The organism is Stenotrophomonas sp. YJH_SMC_40 (assembly GCF_059368615.1).
Window position 1 is genome coordinate 41,111 of the sequence record NZ_JCAFRX010000015.1, and the last position, 16,809, is coordinate 57,919.

13 protein-coding genes and 1 pseudogene are annotated in these 16,809 nt (G+C 67.7%); 2 read left to right on the forward strand and 12 right to left on the reverse strand.

The features are described 5' to 3' along the window. Positions 1 to 21: 21 nt before the first annotated feature. The 11 genes and pseudogenes from AC5P6X_RS20590 to AC5P6X_RS20640 all read right to left on the reverse strand — a co-directional run bounded on the left by AC5P6X_RS20590 (position 22) and on the right by AC5P6X_RS20640 (position 12,282). Positions 22 to 1,737, reverse strand: coding sequence for a BatD family protein (locus AC5P6X_RS20590; RefSeq protein ID WP_049450463.1), 1,716 nt, complete (start codon positions 1,735 to 1,737; stop codon positions 22 to 24). Next, positions 1,734 to 3,578, reverse strand: a complete 1,845-nt coding sequence (locus tag AC5P6X_RS20595) for a VWA domain-containing protein (RefSeq protein ID WP_108270669.1) — start codon at positions 3,576 to 3,578, stop codon at positions 1,734 to 1,736. The genes AC5P6X_RS20590 and AC5P6X_RS20595 overlap by 4 nt, the downstream gene beginning before the upstream one ends. Then, complete coding sequence (locus AC5P6X_RS20600) at positions 3,575 to 4,579, reverse strand: vWA domain-containing protein (protein ID WP_495215590.1); 1,005 nt, start codon at positions 4,577 to 4,579, stop codon at positions 3,575 to 3,577. Before AC5P6X_RS20600 ends, AC5P6X_RS20595 begins: the two co-directional genes overlap by 4 nt. Further along, positions 4,576 to 5,025 (reverse strand): DUF4381 family protein, encoded by a 450-nt coding sequence (locus tag AC5P6X_RS20605; protein WP_049450466.1) that lies wholly within the window; start codon positions 5,023 to 5,025, stop codon positions 4,576 to 4,578. The genes AC5P6X_RS20600 and AC5P6X_RS20605 overlap by 4 nt, the downstream gene beginning before the upstream one ends. Next, entirely contained in the window at positions 5,022 to 5,951 is a 930-nt protein-coding gene (locus tag AC5P6X_RS20610; RefSeq protein ID WP_049450467.1) for a DUF58 domain-containing protein, read from the reverse strand. The genes AC5P6X_RS20605 and AC5P6X_RS20610 overlap by 4 nt, the downstream gene beginning before the upstream one ends. 8 nt (positions 5,952 to 5,959) lie before the next feature. Next, positions 5,960 to 6,985, reverse strand: coding sequence for an AAA family ATPase (locus tag AC5P6X_RS20615; protein WP_049450468.1), 1,026 nt, complete (start codon positions 6,983 to 6,985; stop codon positions 5,960 to 5,962). Between the two features lie 198 nt (positions 6,986 to 7,183). After that, positions 7,184 to 9,150, reverse strand: a pseudogene (locus AC5P6X_RS20620) (type IV pilus secretin PilQ). Positions 9,151 to 9,171: 21 nt separating this feature from the next. Continuing rightward, positions 9,172 to 9,675, reverse strand: a complete 504-nt coding sequence (locus AC5P6X_RS20625) for a pilus assembly protein PilP (RefSeq protein WP_044571441.1) — start codon at positions 9,673 to 9,675, stop codon at positions 9,172 to 9,174. Between the two features lie 26 nt (positions 9,676 to 9,701). After that, on the reverse strand, positions 9,702 to 10,361 hold the full coding sequence (locus AC5P6X_RS20630; protein WP_049450471.1) for a type IV pilus inner membrane component PilO: 660 nt from the start codon (positions 10,359 to 10,361) through the stop codon (positions 9,702 to 9,704). Continuing rightward, positions 10,358 to 11,224, reverse strand: a complete 867-nt coding sequence (locus AC5P6X_RS20635) for a PilN domain-containing protein (protein ID WP_088436874.1) — start codon at positions 11,222 to 11,224, stop codon at positions 10,358 to 10,360. The genes AC5P6X_RS20630 and AC5P6X_RS20635 overlap by 4 nt, the downstream gene beginning before the upstream one ends. Then, the gene (locus AC5P6X_RS20640) at positions 11,224 to 12,282 is read right to left on the reverse strand and encodes a pilus assembly protein PilM (protein ID WP_005410860.1); all 1,059 of its coding nucleotides are present in this window, start codon (positions 12,280 to 12,282) and stop codon (positions 11,224 to 11,226) included. The genes AC5P6X_RS20635 and AC5P6X_RS20640 overlap by 1 nt, the downstream gene beginning before the upstream one ends. A gap of 219 nt (positions 12,283 to 12,501) precedes the next feature. On the opposite strand from AC5P6X_RS20640, the gene AC5P6X_RS20645 reads away from it, so the two are divergent. Further along, positions 12,502 to 14,925, forward strand: a complete 2,424-nt coding sequence (locus AC5P6X_RS20645) for a penicillin-binding protein 1A (RefSeq protein ID WP_005410861.1) — start codon at positions 12,502 to 12,504, stop codon at positions 14,923 to 14,925. A gap of 332 nt (positions 14,926 to 15,257) precedes the next feature. Further along, complete coding sequence (locus AC5P6X_RS20650) at positions 15,258 to 15,902, forward strand: hypothetical protein (protein ID WP_043034094.1); 645 nt, start codon at positions 15,258 to 15,260, stop codon at positions 15,900 to 15,902. A gap of 155 nt (positions 15,903 to 16,057) precedes the next feature. Here AC5P6X_RS20650 and AC5P6X_RS20655 read toward each other — a convergent pair whose 3' ends face one another. Then, positions 16,058 to 16,801 (reverse strand): hypothetical protein, encoded by a 744-nt coding sequence (locus AC5P6X_RS20655; protein WP_108270674.1) that lies wholly within the window; start codon positions 16,799 to 16,801, stop codon positions 16,058 to 16,060. Positions 16,802 to 16,809 lie beyond the last annotated feature (8 nt).

Genomic DNA, 16,809 nt, shown 5'->3' on the forward strand with positions numbered 1-16,809 from the left:
AAGCGCGCAAGCGGCGCCGGTTCAGGTTCGCCGCGTTGGATACAGCGGCGCCAGGCCAGTGTCAGCGGCGCCGGTAGCCGCCGACCAGTGCGGTCCGTCACGGAAGACCTCGCGCAGACGCGCGCGTAGCGATGCCAGATCGCCCTGCCCGCCCCAGCGTGCCTGCTGCAGGTCCTGCAGCACCTGGCGCTGGCCAGGGTCATCCAACCGCGCGATGACCTGCTCGATGCGCTCAACCCCGGCCATCGCGCACAGCTGCGCTTCCACCTGATCGAAGCCTTCGCCATCCAGCGTGCGGCGCAGCTCGGTCAGGCCGGCACGTCCGCGCGCCACAGTCGGCACAGAGGGCCTGCCGGCTGCAGGCGTCGCCGCACGCGGTCGGCGGCCTCGCTGCCAGCCCCACAACAGGGTCAGCAGCCACAGCAGCGCCAGTCCGATGGCCGCGCCCATCCACGGCCACGGGCGTTCGGCCAGGCCGCTGGCGCGCGGATCGGTCGCGGCGATGCGGCTGTCCTGGCCATCGCCACCCGGCAGCGCAGCATCGGTGTCGATCGGCGGCAGCGGCGCAGGTGAAGCACTGCCACCGCCACTGCCGGCTGCGACAGCCAGTGTCAGGTCCGGCAGCTTCGCTTCCTGCGCCTTGCCTGCGCGCACATCCCACCACGGCAGGCGCGGCCCCGGCACCACCAGCGAGCCTGGCTGGCGCGGCACGATCGAGTAGCGGCGGGTGATCTTCAGCCGCGGCGTGCTGCCATTGAACGATTCTTCGTACTGCGCAGGTTCGGCGAATACCTGCGCATGGGTGCCCAGATCCGGCACCGGCAGGTCGGTGAACTGTGCGCGGGTTGCCCCTTCGGCAATCGCCTCGACCACCACAGTGGCGGCCTCACCGGTACGGGCGCTGGTCGGCGCACTGGTGTAGCGCAGCTGGAGGCTTTGCAGCGGAAGCCATGGCTGCGGCGCCTGTGCCGGTTGCGCCTGCACCTGCAGCGTGCGATCGGCGCCGGTGGCATTCATGCGGCCGTCGCCGCCGCCGAAGAAGTCGTCGAAGAAGCCACCGGCACTGCGCCCACTGAAGCGCGCACCGGCCAGCCGAAGTGCACCGCTGCGCTCGGGGATCAGCAGGAAGCGGCGCTCGACCACGTTGTAGCGGCGGCCGTTGACCTGCCGCACATCGGTGCGGTCATCGCCTACCCGCTGTAGCGACGCACCCGCCGGGGTATCCAGCACCAGTTCGCCAGAGGCCAGCTGAGAGGCGAAGAACAGCCTCACCACCACGCCTACGCTCTGCTGCACATACGGCGTTTCGTCATCGACAACGGTTTCGATGAATGCCACCGCATTGCTGTCGGGGCCGGCCACGGCAGCGGCATCCACCTGCAGGGTCAGCGGCGCGGTACGGACGCTGCCCACCTGCAGGCCCGGCACCACCAGTGCACCACTACGCCGTGGCGTCAGCGCCACGCCATACAGGTTGCGCTGCTGCATGCTGCCGTTGCTCCACTCCACCTGGCGGCTGCTGGTCTGCCCGCTGAGGTCGAAGTCGGTACGCAACGGTGTGAAGTCAGGGGCGCCCTGGTCGCTCTCGACATTGAGCGTGACCGTGTCGCCCATCGCGATGCGGTCGCGGTCCAGCCACGCGCGCGGCTGCGCCCAGGCCAGCAGCGGCAGCCACAGCAGCAGCGCCGCCAGTACCTGTCGGGGCCAATGCCCGTGCATGTTGATCGCCCGCGTCATCGCCCTTCCCTCTTCCTGCGCTCGTTTTCCAGCTGGAACTTGGCCCGCAGCAATGCGCCCGGATCATCCGGCACGCGTCGCATCCACGCCTCGACCGCCTGTTGCTCCTCGCGTTGGCGCGGAGTAGTGCCGTCACTGCCTGGCACGGGTTTGCCATCCTGTTCGCCCTTGCCCTCACGTGCCTGCTGCATCGCCTGCTGCATGCGCTGGCGCTGCTGCTCATCAGCCTGGGCCTGCGCCTTGGCATCCTCCACCTGTGGTGGCGCCTGCTGTCCATCGCGGCCACGCTCACCGGGCTGAGGCGCCGACTGCGCGTCGTCGTTACCCGCCTGGGGCTGCCCCTGCTGGCCCTGCTGAGATGGTGGCTGACCCTGTCCTGGATCCTTCTGGCCCTGCTGCGGTTGCTGGCCCTGCGGGTTCCGCTGGCCCTGTGAATTGTTCTGCTGCTTCTGCTGCCCGTTCTGCTGCGGTTTCTGCTGGTCCTGGCCCCGCCCCCCCGACTGCTTGCGCTTGCGTGCGGCATCAACCACGGCACGGTTGGCGACCGCATCGGCCATGCCGGGATGCAGCGCCAGCGCGCGGTCGTAGGCGGCGATGGCTTCGTCGTAGCTGCCCTGGCGCGCCAGCGTGTTGGCCAGGTTGTACCAGCCCGCATCACTGTCGATGCCCTCGAACTGCTTGCGCGCAGTGGCGAAGTCGCCCGCGCGATAGGCCTGCACGCCGTCGGCCAGGCGCTGGTGCTGCAACTGGTCGGCGCGCTTCCACAGCGTGCCCTGCGATGGCGGCGAAGCGGGCGCTGGAGCTGCCTGCGCCTGCACATCCCCCATCCATGGCAGCAGGCCCACCGCCAGTACTGCGGCCAGCAGCGCGCGGCGGCGGAAGGCGAGCAGCGCCAGCAGCATCACCGGTGGCAGCAGCCAGAATCCTTCATCGCGCCATTGCCTGCCCTCGCCGGGCCGCTGCGCCGCAGTACCTTCGCGTGCATCAAGCACACCCAGTGCGCGCAGGTCACTGCCATCGGCGGTGATGCGCGCATAGCGACCGCCACCTGCCGTGGCCACCGCACGCAGGCGACCTTCGTCCAGCGCAGCCTGGCGGATCTGTCCGCTGTCGTCACGATACGCCGCACCCGCCGGTGTACCGAGCCCCAGCACCGACACCTGCAGGCCGAGCCCACGTGCCTGCGCGGCCGCCAATGCAGCTTCACCATCGGCTTGATCGGTGACCAGCAGGATCTGTCCCTGCGCTGCAGCGATCTGCCGCATCAGCCGCGTGGCCCAGTCGATGCCACGGTCGGCACGCTGGCCATCACGCGGCATCACATCCGGCGACAAGGCATCCAGATACAGCGCGACGTTGCTGCCGTCATCGGTCAGCGGCGCGACGGTGTAGGCATCTTCGGCGTACACCACCAGCCCCACCTGCCCACCCTTGCGTGCACGCAGGAGCTCGCCGACCTTGGCCCTTGCCTGCAGCAGGCGCGACGGTGGCAGGTCGGTGGCAGTGATGCGGCTGGACAGATCCAGCACGATCAGCAGCGGTGCGCTGGGCTGGAACATCGGCTGTGCCTGCTGCCGCCAGCTCGGCCCCGCCATCGCCAGTGCTGCCAGCGTCCAACCCAGCAGCACTGCCAATGGCAGCCGCACGCGACGGCGAGCACCGGCGGCCAGCAGATGCGGCAACAGGTGCGCATCCACCGCCTGCCGCCACGCATCGCTGCGCCGCTGCCGGTACAGTGCCACGGCGAGAATCACCGGCAAGGCCAGCAAAGCCCACAGCCATTCCGGGCGCAGGAAGTGCAGTGCATTCCAGTCGGGAAGGTGGGATGCCAACGCGATCATCGACGGCGCTCCGGCCACACCCATGCCAATGCCCCCAGCAGCAAGGCCAGGCCCAATGGCCACGCATAGCGCTCCTCGCGCGGGCGCAGGCTCGGCCCCTTCGCAGCGATCGGCTTCAGACGATCCAGTTCGGCGTAGATGCCGGCCAGCTGCGCGGTATCGCGTGCGCGGAAGAACTGGCCACCGGTCAGACTGGCAATCTTCTTCAACGTGGCCTCGTCGACCGGGTCCTGGTCAGCGGAAATCGGAATACCGAGGAAGCGCATGCTGCCATCACCACCGAACGCGACGGTGTGGATGCGCACCCCTTCAGCCTGCGCGACTTCGGCCGCACGCAGCGGTTCCAGCACGCCGGCATTGCTGACGCCGTCGGTCAGCAGGATCAGTACACGTTGCCCTTCCGGCTGGCTGCGCAGGCGCTTCACCGCCAGGCCGATGGCATCACCGATGGCCGTCTCGCGCCCGGCCAGGCCGACCACGCTGTCGCGCAGCTGGTCGCGCACGCTGGCCAGGTCCGCAGTGAGCGGCGTGAGCGTATAAGCACGGTCCCCGAAGATCAGCAGGCCGATGCGATCGCCGGCACGGCGATCCAGGAAATCGGCCAGCACGGCCTTGGCTGCGGTGAGGCGATCCACCACCTGCCCACCCAGCACCATGTCGCCCTCGCCCATGCTGCCGGACACGTCCATCGCCAGCATCATCTGCCGGCCCTGCTGCGGTGGCGTGATCGCTTCGCCCAGCTGTTGCGGGCGAGCCAGTGCGACGCACAGCGCGCACCAGCCCAGCCACAACAGCAGCGTACGCAGCCACGAAACATCAACGCGGCCGCCACCGGCCAGCGCTTCCAGTTCCGTCGCCGCATAGGGCACGCGCAGCGCAGCGCCGGGATCGGCACGACGCTTCCACCAGCGCATCAGCAGTGGCAGCGGCAACGCCAGCAGGGCCAGCGGCCACGCCAGCTGCAGGTCCGGCCATGGCCAGTAACTTGCCAGCAGGTTCATCGGCGGCGCTCCAGCAGCATCGCCAGGTAGCGCTCGCGCGCCCAGCTACGCACGGCCGCCACTTCGCTGGCGTCCACGCGGGGACGATAGGCACCTTCGGCCAGGAGGTTGCGGCGCGCATCCGGCAACGTGCCCTTCGGATCCACGCGCTGCCACCAGGCATCGTCACGCAGGGATTCACTGCCGGGCTGTGCCTGTCGCGCGGCGCGACGCAGCAGGCCGGCGATCGCCGCCAGTTCCGCGGCGGCATCGGCGGTGGTGGTCAGCTCCTGGTCGAACGCCTGCAACCAGCGTTGGCGACGACGGCGGCGTTTCCACCACAGCAGGGCCAGCGCCAGGATCACCAGCAACACCGCGCCACCGACCATCAGATAGCCGGGGGCCGGCGGCCACCACGACGGTGCCGGCGGCAACTGCACATCGCGTAGCGGAAGGTTGGCGCTCATGCCGGCACCTCGGTTACCGGTGGTGCCAACCAGGCGTCGCTGGACGCATCGGTGGACAACACCTGCACGTCAACGCGGCGTGCGCCGAGCTGGCGGCGCAGCGCCTGCAGTGGTTCGACGAAGTGCGCCTGCCAGTGCGCCTGCACCTCGCTGCGACGCAGGTCGAGGCCAATGCGCTGCTGCGCGGTCTGGAACTGCAGGGCCGCCGACGGCGGTTGCAGTTCGAGGGGATCGACCAGCAGCACCAGGCTGAGGTCATGGTGCTGGGCCAGCGCGCTCCAGCGCACGACGGGAATCCGCGCGGCCTGCTGCGGATCGGCCAGCACCAGCATGCGCGCCCCGGGGCGCAGCACGCGGGCGGCATGGTCCAGCGCGCGTTCCAGGCCGAGATCGTCGGCGGGCGGCTGTGTATACCAGCGGGTGAGTGCGTCGAGCACGCGCAGTACACCACGCGGCCCACCCGCAGGTGCAATCGGCGCTTCGCGATCACTGCCACGCAGGGCACCCACGCGGTCACCGCGACGCTGCGCCGACCACGCGGCGACGGCGCCCGCGCGTGCCGCCTGCACCGACTTGAATCGCACGCGGGTGCCGAAATACAGCGCCGGCGACGTATCGGCCACGATCAGGCTTACCCGCTCGCGTTCGGCCTGGAACAGCTTGGTATGGGCACGGCCGGTCCGCGCGGTCACGCGCCAGTCGATATGTCGTGCATCATCACCGGCCACGTACTCGCGTGACTCGGCGTACTCCATGCCACGCCCACGCAGCGGCGACGGCGCCTGCCCGGCGTTGCCTGCACGGCCACGGCGTGGCGGCGGCGGCCGCTGTGCCAGCCGGCGCAGGGCCACCAGTTCGGACAGGTGCGGGCGCAGTCCGTCGCCATCACTGACGGTGGATGCGGCTTCCAGGGATGGATCGGTCATGCGCGGGCTCAGGGTGCCGGCACCCGGGCCAGCAGCTCCTGCACCAGGCGTTCGCCATCCCAGCCTTCGGCGGTGGCTTCGTAGCTGGGCAGCACGCGATGGCGCAGCACGTCGGCGGCAACCGCACGCACATCGTCGGGGGTGACGAAGTCACGGCCGGCCAACCAGGCGCGTGCACGGGCGCAGCGTTCCAGCGCGATGGAACCACGCGGGCTTGCGCCCCAGGCGATGCGGCGCCCGAGGCCGGCGTCATAGCGCGACGGATCACGCGAGGCCAGCACAAGTTCGACCAGGTAGCGCTCCAGCGCCGACGCCATGTGCAGGTCCAGCACTTCGCGGCGGGCGTCGAACACATCCTGCATCGGCAGCTTCTCCGGTGCGGGTGCCGCCTCGCCCAGTGCGCCACGGGCACGCTCGCGGGCGAGCCGCAGGATCTCCGATTCGGCGGCCTGGTCCGGATAGCCGATGCGTACGTGCATCAGGAAACGGTCCAGCTGCGCTTCCGGCAGCGGGAAGGTACCTTCCTGCTCGATCGGGTTCTGCGTGGCCATCACCAGGAACAGCGGCGGCAACGCATAGGTGTGGCGGCCAACGGTGACCTGGCGCTCGCCCATCGCTTCCAGCAGTGCCGACTGCACCTTGGCTGGCGCGCGATTGATTTCATCGGCCAGCAGGATCGGGTGGAAGATCGGGCCGGGTACGAATTCGAAGTGCCCTTCCTGCGGGCGCCAGATCTCGGTGCCGGTCAGGTCGGCCGGCAGCAGGTCGGGGGTGAACTGCACGCGGGCGAAATCCGCCTCCAGGCGCGAGGCCAGTGCGCGGATGGCCGTGGTCTTGGCCAGTCCCGGGGCGCCCTCCACCAGCAGGTGCCCGTCGGCCAGCAATGCGATCAACAGGCGTTCGACCAAAGCCGCCTGGCCGACGATTTCGGCCGACAGCGCGTCGCGCAACTGGTTGAAGGCGCCATGCAGGCGGGAGGCGGCCGGCGCGGGCGGCGGCGAGGCGGTTTCGGGCATCGGCGGTGGCAGGTTCATGGGGGCCTTTGACCGGCGCGGGACGGCACGGGTTCCCCACATCATCGCAGGGTGCCCTGCGATTGGCATCAAGAACGGCTGAACGGGCCTCTCCTCCACGCAGGGCGTGGATCTACCGGATCATCCGCGGATTACGTCCGGCATGAACGAAGAAGGGCCGCACATGGCGGCCCTTCTTCGTGTCGCGGGTGCGCTGGCTCAGTTCTGCCTGGCTACGCGCAGCACCTTCGGGGTAACGAACACCAGCAGCTCGGCCTTGTCCTTGCTGCGGCCACGCTTCTTGAACAGGTTGCCCAGGAACGGTACATCGCCCAGGAACGGAACCTTGCTGATGCTGTTGCGGTCGGTGAACTCGTACACACCACCGATGACCACGGTCTGCCCGTCCTCGACCAGCACTGCGGTGTTCACTTCGCGGCGGTTGATCGACGGCACGGTGCCATAGCCTTCCAGCTGGATCAGCCGGTCCACTTCATCCTTCTTCACCTGCATGTTGAGGAACACGCGGTTGTCGTTGGTGATAGTCGGGGTGACCTTCAGTTCCAGCACCACTTCCTTGAACTGCACGTTCGGCGTAGCGACACCGCCCGCACCGGCGCTGATGGTCACATAGCCGATTTCCTTACCCTGCTTGATCAGGGCCTCGCGCTGGTTGGTGGTGACCACGCGCGGGTTGGAGATCACTTCACCACGCGACTCCTCTTGCATGGCCGACAGCTCGACGTCCAGCAGGTAGCCGGCATTGAGGATCGACAGCGCAAGCGAGCCTGCCGGGTTGGTGGACGCCGCCGGCATGGCCCAGTTCAGGCCACGGGTGATTGCCGAGCCGACCGGCACCGGCGCCGGGCCCGTACTGCCACCGGCCAGCCAGTCGCGGTAGGCCTTGGCGTTGGTCGCATTGGCTTCGACCTGCGATTTGCGGGTTGCCTCGTTGGCTTCCAGATTGCCGCTGAAGTAGGCGTTGTCGCGGCTGCCACTGATGCCGACCGCGCGCCCAGCTCACGCGCGAACGTATCGGTGGCGATCACGATGCGGCTTTCGATCAGCACCTGGTCGACCGGGCGGTCGATCACGTTGATCAGCTCACGCATGCGCGCGATCTTCTTCGGAATGTCGCTGATCATCAGCGTGTTGGTGCGCTCGTCGGCAACGATGCGGCCACGGCCGGACAGGAAGCCACTCTCCTCCTGCGACGACCCACCACCACCGCCACCTGCGCCACCACCGCCACCACCGCCGATGCCCTTGGCTTCGGTCAGGGCTTTGAAGATCTGGGTGGCGCTGTGGTAGTTGATCTGGACGTAATCGGTCACCAGGTCTTCGCGGTTCTCGATGGCGATGCGCGCGTCTTCCTTCTCCTGCTCGAACTTGGCCAGCTCTGCCTGCGGGCCGACCCAGATCACGCTGCCATCGCGTCGCTTGTCCAGGCCCTTGGCACGCAGCACGATGTCCAGTGCCTGGTCCCACGGCACGTTGACCAGGCGCAGGGTCACATTGCCCTGCACCGAGTCGGAGGCCACCACGTTGAGGTTGGACTCTTCGGCGATCAACTGCAGCACGGTGCGCACTGGCACGTCCTGGAAGTTGAAGGTCACCGGCTTGCCGGTGAAGCCACGTTGGCCGACGGCCTTTGCGGCCTGGGTGACGCTGCCGGCGGTCACTGCACCGACGGCGGCCGGAGCCTGCCGCGCGCTGATCTCCACCACGTATTCGTTGCCGCTCTGGTAGGCCAGCGACTCCACCGCACCGCCGGTGCTCAGCACCAGCTGGGTGCCGGCGCCGGACGGCTTGGCGTCGATGCGCTGCACCGGCGTGGCGAAGTCGACGACGTTCAATGGCTTCTGCAGGTTGGCCGGCAGGCGGGCATTGCCCACGTCGACCACCACGCTGTTGCCCTGCGTGCGCAGGTCCGGGATCGCGCCCTGGCCGTCAAACTGCACGATCAGGCGGCCCGCGCCATCATCGCCGCGCTTGAAATCGATCTTGGCCACCGACAGGCCGGCCGGTGCCGCGGCCGGTGCGACGGTGGTGCCCACCGGCTTCTCCGCCGGTGCGGCGGCCAGCGCCGGAGCGCAGGCCAGCATCAGCGCGACTCCCAACGCGCTGACACGGTTCAAGGTAGAGCGCCGGTTGGGACGCAGCCCCTTGGCTTGGTGAAAGGTCATCGTGCTATCCCCAGTAAACGATCATTGATCTTCAAGCGAGAGCGTTGCCGGCCGTTCCAGCCAGCCACCCGCGCCATCCGGCACCAGTTCGATCAGCTCCACACGGTCTTCGAAGACCGCAGTGACCCGCCCGTCGCTCTGCCCCAGGTAACCGCCCGGGCGCACCCGGTAGGTCACCTTGTCCGGCCCCATCACCAGTGCGACGGTGCCGCCGCCGGTGCCGATGGTACCGACCATGTCCAGTGCGTCCAGCGGGAAGCCCTCCAGGGGCTCCTTGCGCCGGTTCGGATCCGGCCGCAATCCGCCATTCCCCTGCGGATTGGTCCAGGCATCGGTGAACGGATCACGCAGGCCCTGCGCGGAGTATTCGAAGGTCTCGAACTGCTGCATCACAGGCAACGGTTCCAGCGGCTGCGCCGGCCGGGCACGTTCGCCTTCCACCCACTTCTCGAGATTCGGCGCATCGCCCGGCGTGCTGGTCACGCCACGGCCGCAGGCGGCCAGCAGCAACACGGCAGCGGCCATCCCGCAGCGTGCAAAGAAGGAACGGATCACTTGCTGCCCTCCTTGCCGGCTTCAGCCTTCTGCTGTTCCTGCACCTCGGTCTCGTCGAGATACCGGTAGGTCTTGACCGTGCCGGACAATTCCAGCGCACCGGCACGCGAACCACCGCCGCCAGCCTTGTCCGCCGGCTTCAGATTGATGTCGTGCATGGTCAGGATCACCACGCGCGGCAGCGAGGCCACGCCACTGACGAACGCACCGAACTGGTGGTAGCTGCCCACCATCTTCAGCTTGATCGGCTTCTCGGCGTAGAACTCCTTGACCTGCTCCTGTTCCGGTTCGAACAGCTGGCTGGTCAGGCCGCTGGACAGCGCGGTCTGCGAGATGTCGATGATCAGGTCCGGCATTTCGGTCTTGCTGGGCAGCTGCCGCAGCATCTGCTGCAGCACCTGCTCCATCTGCGCCAGCTGCTGCTTCAGCGGCCCCAGGTTCACCGCGCGTTCCTGCTGCTTGGAGAACTCGGTACGCAGATCGCTTTCCTTCGATTCCAGGCTGGCCAGTTCATCGCGCTTGCCGCTGATCAGCAGCATCCATGCAACGAACATGATGACCAGGGCCAGCAACGAACAGAAGACGATCTTGGCCTTCTGCGGCCAGTTGCCGATGTCGTTGAAATCCAGGTTCTTCAGATCGATTTTCTGGCTCATGCGCGGTCCCCCTGCAGCGGGGCGTAAGAGGCCTGCGGCGGCTGCGCCAGGCGGCTGCCCTCAGGCCTGGCGGCCGGAGCCGGTGCGGCGGGCTGGTTCGGCTTGGCCGGTGCAGGCGCCGGTGCGCTGGCGGGTGCTGCGGCCGGGGCCGCCGCCGGTTGGGCCGGTGCTGGTGCAGCAGCCGGGGCCGCCGCATCGGGGCCGGCGGCAAGCGGCGCCACGGCGGGCGTCGCAGCCGGGGCAGCCGCCACGCTGCCATCCGCATTCAAACCGGCAGTGCCTGTCTCTTCACTCTGCGCCGGCAGCTTCACCGTGACCTTGAACATGTACGGCAGTGCCTTGATGTCCGATACCGGACCGGCTGCACTCTTGTCGCCGGCACTGGCCTGGATGATCGACAGCTCCGGGTTGGTCATCCAGCCGGAGGTTTCCAGGTTGCGCATGTAAGCCGACACGCGTGCATTGGACTGGGTGCGTCCCTCGAGGGTGAGCATGTCCCCCTCCTGCTGCAGGGCGGTCAGCACCACGCCGTCGGGAATCGTGCGCACCAACGCGTCGAACAGGTGGACCATCTGCGAGCGCTTGGCCTGCAGTTCCTCGATCACCTTCTTGCGGGCCAGCAGGCGGTCCTTCTGCGCATCGAGGCGATCGATCTCCTTGTTCTGTTCCTTGACCTTCTCGATCTCGGCTTCCAGATAGGCATTGCGGTCCATCTGGCCGCTCACCTGCCGGTCGTAATAGAACCAGATCAGCAGCGACAGCAGCAGGCCACCGATCGCGGCCATGCCCAGCATTGCGTAGAACTCGCGCTGGCGTTGCTTGCGCCGCTCGGCGCGCCAGGGCAATAGATTGATGCGTGCCATCAGTCGAAGCTCCTCAGCGCCAGACCGGTGGCGATCATCAGCGCGGGGGCATCCTGGGCCAGCGCATGCGCGTTCACCTTCGGGCCCAACGTCATCTGTGCCAGCGGGTTGGCGACCACGGTCGGCACGCCCAGCTGCTCCTCGACCATTTCCGGCAGCCCGCCCAGCACGGCGCAGCCGCCGGCCAGCACGATGTGATCAACGCGGTTGAACTCACTGCCTGCATAGAAGAACTGCAGCAGGCGGCTGATCTGCTGGACCGTGGCTTCCTTGAACGGCTCCAGCACTTCCATCTCGTAGCTTTCCGGCAGCCCGCCCTGGCGCTTGGCCAGGCCGGCCTCCTCGTAGCTCAGGCCGTAACGGCGCATGATCTCGTCGGTCAGCTGCTTGCCACCGAACACCTGTTCGCGGCTGTACAGGCTGCGGCCGCCGCGCAGGACGTTGAGGGTGGTCATGGTGGCGCCGATATCGACCAGCGCGACCACGCCGTCGATGGACACCGGCAGCTCGCTGGCGACCAGGGCGTAGGCGTTCTCGACCGCGAAGGCCTCCACGTCCATCACCTTGGCCTGCAGGCCACCCAGTTCCAGGGCCGACTGGCGCAGTTCCACGTTCTCCGAACGCGACGCGGCCAGCAGCACCTGGACCATCTCCGGGTTGTTCGGGATCGCCCCGATCACCTCGAAGTCCAGGTTCACTTCCTCGATCGGGTACGGAATGTAGTTGACCGCTTCCAGCTCGATCTGGGCTTCCATGTCGTTCTCGTCGAGCTCGGCCGGCATCGGGATCACCTTGGTGATCACCGCCGACCCGGCGACGGCGGCAGCGGCCAGCTTGGCCTTGCTGCCTGAACGGTTCATCGCACGGCGGATGGCCTCACCCACGGCCTCCACTTCCACGATGTTCTTCTCTACCACCGCGTTCGGCGGAAGAGGTTCCACAGCGTAATGTTCCACACGGAAACGATTGCCGCTGCGGGACAGCTGCAAAAGCTTTACCGCAGTCGAACTGATGTCGACGCCTACAAGCGGCGACTGACTTTTTGGGATGAGCCCCACGGTTTCTCCCCTGCCGACGGGCACTTGGACGCAAGACCTGCGCCCGAGCATTAATAACGTATTCTTAGCAAATGGCAACGGCCCTGCTGTGAAGTTCCTCACGGATTCACGATGCAGCCCCTGACTGTTCCCCTTGCGCTCCCCGGTGCCGACCCCAGCCGCCACCTTGCGTAATCTATACTCTGCGACCACGAAATTCGCAATCGGAATCTGAACCCGATGACTCGACTCCGCCGCTGGCTGCGCTGGATCTTCCTGATTGTCCTGGTCCTGGCGCTGATCGGCGCGGCCGCCGTGGGCGGTCTGTACTACGCTGTGTCCTCCAAGCTTCCCGACGTGCAGACCCTGCGCGACGTGGAAATGCAGGAGCCGATGTACGTCTATGCTGCCGACGGCAAGCTGATGGCGGTGTTCGGCGAGACCCGGCGCACCCCGATCACCATGAAGGACGTGCCCGAGCGCCTGAAGCAGGCCTTCCTGGCCACCGAGGACGCCCGCTTCTACGAGCATGGCGGCGTGGACTACATGGGCATCGGCCGTGCGGTGTGGCTGCTGGCCACCACCAACGACAAGCGCGTGCCGGGTGGTTCCACCATCACCCAGCAGGTGGCCCGCCAGTTCTTCCTCAGCTCCGAGTACAGCTACACCCGCAAGCTGGCCGAGATCCTGCTGGCACGGAAGATCGAGTCCGAGCTGAGCAAGGACGAGATCTTCGAGCTGTACCTGAACAAGAGTTTCTTCGGCAACCGCGCCTACGGCGTGGCCGCCGCCGCCGAGTTCTACTACGGCAAGAAGCTGAACGAGCTGGACCTGGACGAGATGGCCTCGCTGGCCGGCATCCCCAAGTTCCCGTCCTCGGGCAATCCGATCTCCAATCCGGAGCGCGCCCGCCAGCGCCGCGACAATTACGTGCTGCAGCGCATGGCCGACCTGAAGTTCGTCAGCCAGGCCGAGGCCGACGCGGCCAAGGCCGTGCCGATGCACGCCACCGCCCATGAGCCGCCGGTGCAGGTCGACGCGCCGTACGTGGCCGAGCTGGTGCGCCAGGAAATGATCGCCCGCTTCGGCGGGGATGTGGTCAACAAGGGTTACCACGTCACCACCACCATCGACTCCACCCTGCAGACCGCCGCCAACCAGTCGGTGCGCGACGGCCTGCTGCTGTACGACCACCGCCACGGCTGGCACGGCGTGGAGAAGCAGGTGCAGGTGGGTGCCGGCGAAGACGCCGCCGCCCTGGCCGAGCACCTGCGCGGCATGTACGGCCAGGCCGGCCTGCTGCCGGCGATCGTCGCCAGCACCGGCGCCGATGGCAGCGCCACCGTGGTGCTGGCCAACCGCAGCGAGATCGTGCTGCCGGCCGGTGCCGCCAAGTGGACCAACAAGACCCCGGGCAAGCTGGTGCAGCGCGGCGACATCGTGCGCGTGCGTGCCGGTGCCAAGGAAGGCGAGTGGCTGCTGGACCAGATCCCGCGCGGCCAGTCCGCGCTGGTCTCGCTGGACGCCCACAACGGCGCCCTGAAGGCGCTGGTCGGTGGCTTCAGCTTCTCCGGCAACAAGTTCAACCGTGCCACCCAGGCCCGACGCCAGCCGGGTTCCAGCTTCAAGCCCTTCATCTACGCCGCGGCCTTCGACAAGGGCTACAACCCGGCCTCGATCGTGCTCGACGCGCCCGTCGTGTTCCGCGACCGCCGCGGCAAGACCTGGGCCCCGCAGAACGACGGCGGCGGCTTCCGCGGCCCGATGCGCCTGCGTGAGGCGCTGGTGCAGTCGCGCAACCTGGTCTCGGTGCGCCTGCTCGATGGCATGGGCGTGGACTACGCGCGCAAGTACATCAGCGAATTTGGTTTCGCCGAATCCGAACTGCCGCCGAACCTGTCGATGTCGCTGGGTACCGCCTCGCTGACCCCGCTGTCGGTGGCCCGTGGCTACGCTGTGTTCGCCAACGGCGGCTCGCGCGTGGACACCTGGCTGATCGACCAGGTCAATGACCGCGACGGCAACCTGGTGTTCAAGGAAAACCCGGCGCTGGCCTGCCGCGACTGCGCCGGCAGCAGCGACCAGCCGGTGAACCAGGTGGTGGACGGCTTCAACTTCGGCGCCCCGGCCCCGAAGGTGGACCCGGCCGCTGCGGCCAAGGCCGAAGCCAAGACCGAAACCCCGGCCGCGCCGGCCAACCCCGATGCCCGCACCGCTCCGCGTGCGATCGACGCCCGCACCGCCTACCAGCTGGTATCGATGATGCGCGACGTCGTCCAGCGCGGTACCGGCGTGCAGGCCAAGGTGCTCGGCCGCGAGGACGTGGGCGGCAAGACCGGCTCCACCAACGACCACCGCGACGCCTGGTTCTCCGGCTTCGGCGGCCCGTACGTGACCACCGTGTGGGTGGGCCGCGACGACTTCCGCTCGCTGGGCTACCGCGAGTACGGTGGCAAGGCGGCCCTGCCGATCTGGATCGACTACATGCGCACCGCGCTGAAGGACACCCCGATCGCGCAGAACGAGCCGCCCAGCGGCATGGTCCAGGCCACGCTCAACGGCGCGACCGAGTGGGTGAAGGTGGAAGACATGGACCGCCTGACCGACTACGACCTGAACCTCAATACGCCGCAGGCCGACGCCGCCGCGTTCGATATCTTCTAAGAGGCAGGTATGGGTGGGTGCCAACCGTTGGTTGGCACCGATGCGACCCTGGTAGAGGCCAACCTTGGTTGGCGCCTCGTGCCGACCAAGGTCGGCACCTACCAAAGCGTCGGTGGGTGCCAACCGTTGATTGGCATCGATGCATCCGCCGGGCACAGCCCCGCGCTGCTCTGGTAGCTGCCAACCTTGGTTGGCGCCCCGTGCCGACCAAGGTCGGCACCTGCCAAAGCATCGGTGGGTGCCAACCGTTGGTTGGCATCTCCGCGCCATACCCACGCAGATGTCACATCCGTGCGCTAATCTGTAGCCAGGTCGCAACAGGGAGTCATCGCATGCATCGCGCCCGTCAGCATGCTGCCAGCCAGACCCGCGAGCGGCGCCACCGCCTCGCCCACGAAGCCGCCCGCCTGATGGCTGAAGGCGGCATCCGCGACTACCACCAGGCCAAGTTGAAGGCCGCCAGCCGGCTCGGCATCCACGACGATGCCTCCCTGCCCCGCAACACCGAGATCGAAGACGCCCTGCGCGAGTACCAGCGACTGTTCTCCGGCCCCCAGCACGGCAACGAACTGCAGCGCCGCCGAGAGGCCGCCATGCGTGCGCTGGAGTTCCTGCACGGCTTCGCCCCGCGCCTGGCCGGCCCTGTGCTGGAGGGCACCGCCGACGCCAACAGCCCCGTGCAGCTGCACCTGCACAGCGACGACCCGGAAGCCGTGCACCGCTTCCTGGACGAACACGGCATTCCCGCCGAATCGCGGACGCGTCGCCTGCGCATGGATCGCGAGCGCAGCCTGGATGTGCCGGTGTGGGTGTTCAGTGCCGAGGAGCTGACCTTCGACCTGGCCGTGCTGCCCTACGATGCCCTGCGCCAGGCACCGCTGTCGCCGGTGGATGAGAAGCCTATGCGACGTGCGTCGGTGGCGCAGTTGCGGCAGCTGCTGGCCGAAGCGGAAATCACCGCGTATATCGGCGGGTGACGGTAGCGCAGCGGTGCCTGCCTTGGGTGGGTGCGGACCGTTGGTCCGCACTGTGCTTCGGGCATTTCGATGGCTGAGCGGAGAGCAGTCGAGCAAGCTCGACCCTACAAAAGCGGTGTTACCTGCCCTGGCAGATGATGCCCATCATGCTCCCGCTACCAGACAAAACGGGTATCGCGCAGCGGATCGCTGAACAACCGCGGCAACCACGGGGCGGGAGCTCGCCGCGGATACTCCCGCATCATCTGTGCGTGCATGACCTGCAGATCCCGCAGCAACCAGGACTGGTAGTAGATGTCGTTGAATCCATCCGACCACCCGCTCTTCACACGCTCATGCTCGTCTGCCTCCAACGGCGGCATCTGGTCCAGCGGCACCTCCAGGATTGTCGACAGCGCCGCGTTGATCTGCGCGTTCTCAACCCCCGCCTGGCGCACGTAGTCCAATCGGTCGAGGACCCGCCGGCAGTTGTACGGGAAGCACCCGCCCGTGGCGGTGATGTAGTCAGCAATATCCGCCAGCATGTCGGCTTTCAGCCGCCACACCACTTCGCTGTCCATCACCTGGCGTACCCGCATCGTGCGCAACGTGCTTGCCCGCACCTCTTCCGGCGTAGTGAACGGGGCCCCCGGCGTGCTGCCCGCGTGGCGCACCAGCACGATGCGATGGATCGCCTCGCTGGTGACGCCGTCGATGCGCAGCGCCGCTGCCTGAGGGTGCACGCGCGGCGGCGGCACGCCCAGCATCTCCCACAGGTACCACAGCACCAGCAGCAGACCGGCGATGCACAGCCCGCTCATCAGCGTCCACAGGTCCAGGTTCCGGGTGTAGTAGCGAAAGCGCGCCCGCCAGATATAGAACGTGCGATAGCTGAAAATTCCGCGTACCCATCTGTACATTGCCATCT

Coding starts and splice junctions, on each gene's coding strand:
- AC5P6X_RS20605 (WP_049450466.1), bottom strand. CDS start 5,025: ATGAGCGCCAACCTTCCGCTACGCGATGTGCAGTTGCCGCCGGCACCG.
- AC5P6X_RS20650 (WP_043034094.1), top strand. CDS start 15,258: ATGCATCGCGCCCGTCAGCATGCTGCCAGCCAGACCCGCGAGCGGCGC.
- AC5P6X_RS20600 (WP_495215590.1), bottom strand. CDS start 4,579: ATGAACCTGCTGGCAAGTTACTGGCCATGGCCGGACCTGCAGCTGGCG.
- AC5P6X_RS20610 (WP_049450467.1), bottom strand. CDS start 5,951: ATGACCGATCCATCCCTGGAAGCCGCATCCACCGTCAGTGATGGCGAC.
- AC5P6X_RS20615 (WP_049450468.1), bottom strand. CDS start 6,985: ATGAACCTGCCACCGCCGATGCCCGAAACCGCCTCGCCGCCGCCCGCG.
- AC5P6X_RS20630 (WP_049450471.1), bottom strand. CDS start 10,361: ATGAGCCAGAAAATCGATCTGAAGAACCTGGATTTCAACGACATCGGC.
- AC5P6X_RS20625 (WP_044571441.1), bottom strand. CDS start 9,675: ATGGCCGCTGCCGTGTTGCTGCTGGCCGCCTGCGGCCGTGGCGTGACC.
- AC5P6X_RS20595 (WP_108270669.1), bottom strand. CDS start 3,578: ATGATCGCGTTGGCATCCCACCTTCCCGACTGGAATGCACTGCACTTC.
- AC5P6X_RS20645 (WP_005410861.1), top strand. CDS start 12,502: ATGACTCGACTCCGCCGCTGGCTGCGCTGGATCTTCCTGATTGTCCTG.
- AC5P6X_RS20655 (WP_108270674.1), bottom strand. CDS start 16,801: ATGTACAGATGGGTACGCGGAATTTTCAGCTATCGCACGTTCTATATC.
- AC5P6X_RS20590 (WP_049450463.1), bottom strand. CDS start 1,737: ATGACGCGGGCGATCAACATGCACGGGCATTGGCCCCGACAGGTACTG.
- AC5P6X_RS20635 (WP_088436874.1), bottom strand. CDS start 11,224: ATGGCACGCATCAATCTATTGCCCTGGCGCGCCGAGCGGCGCAAGCAA.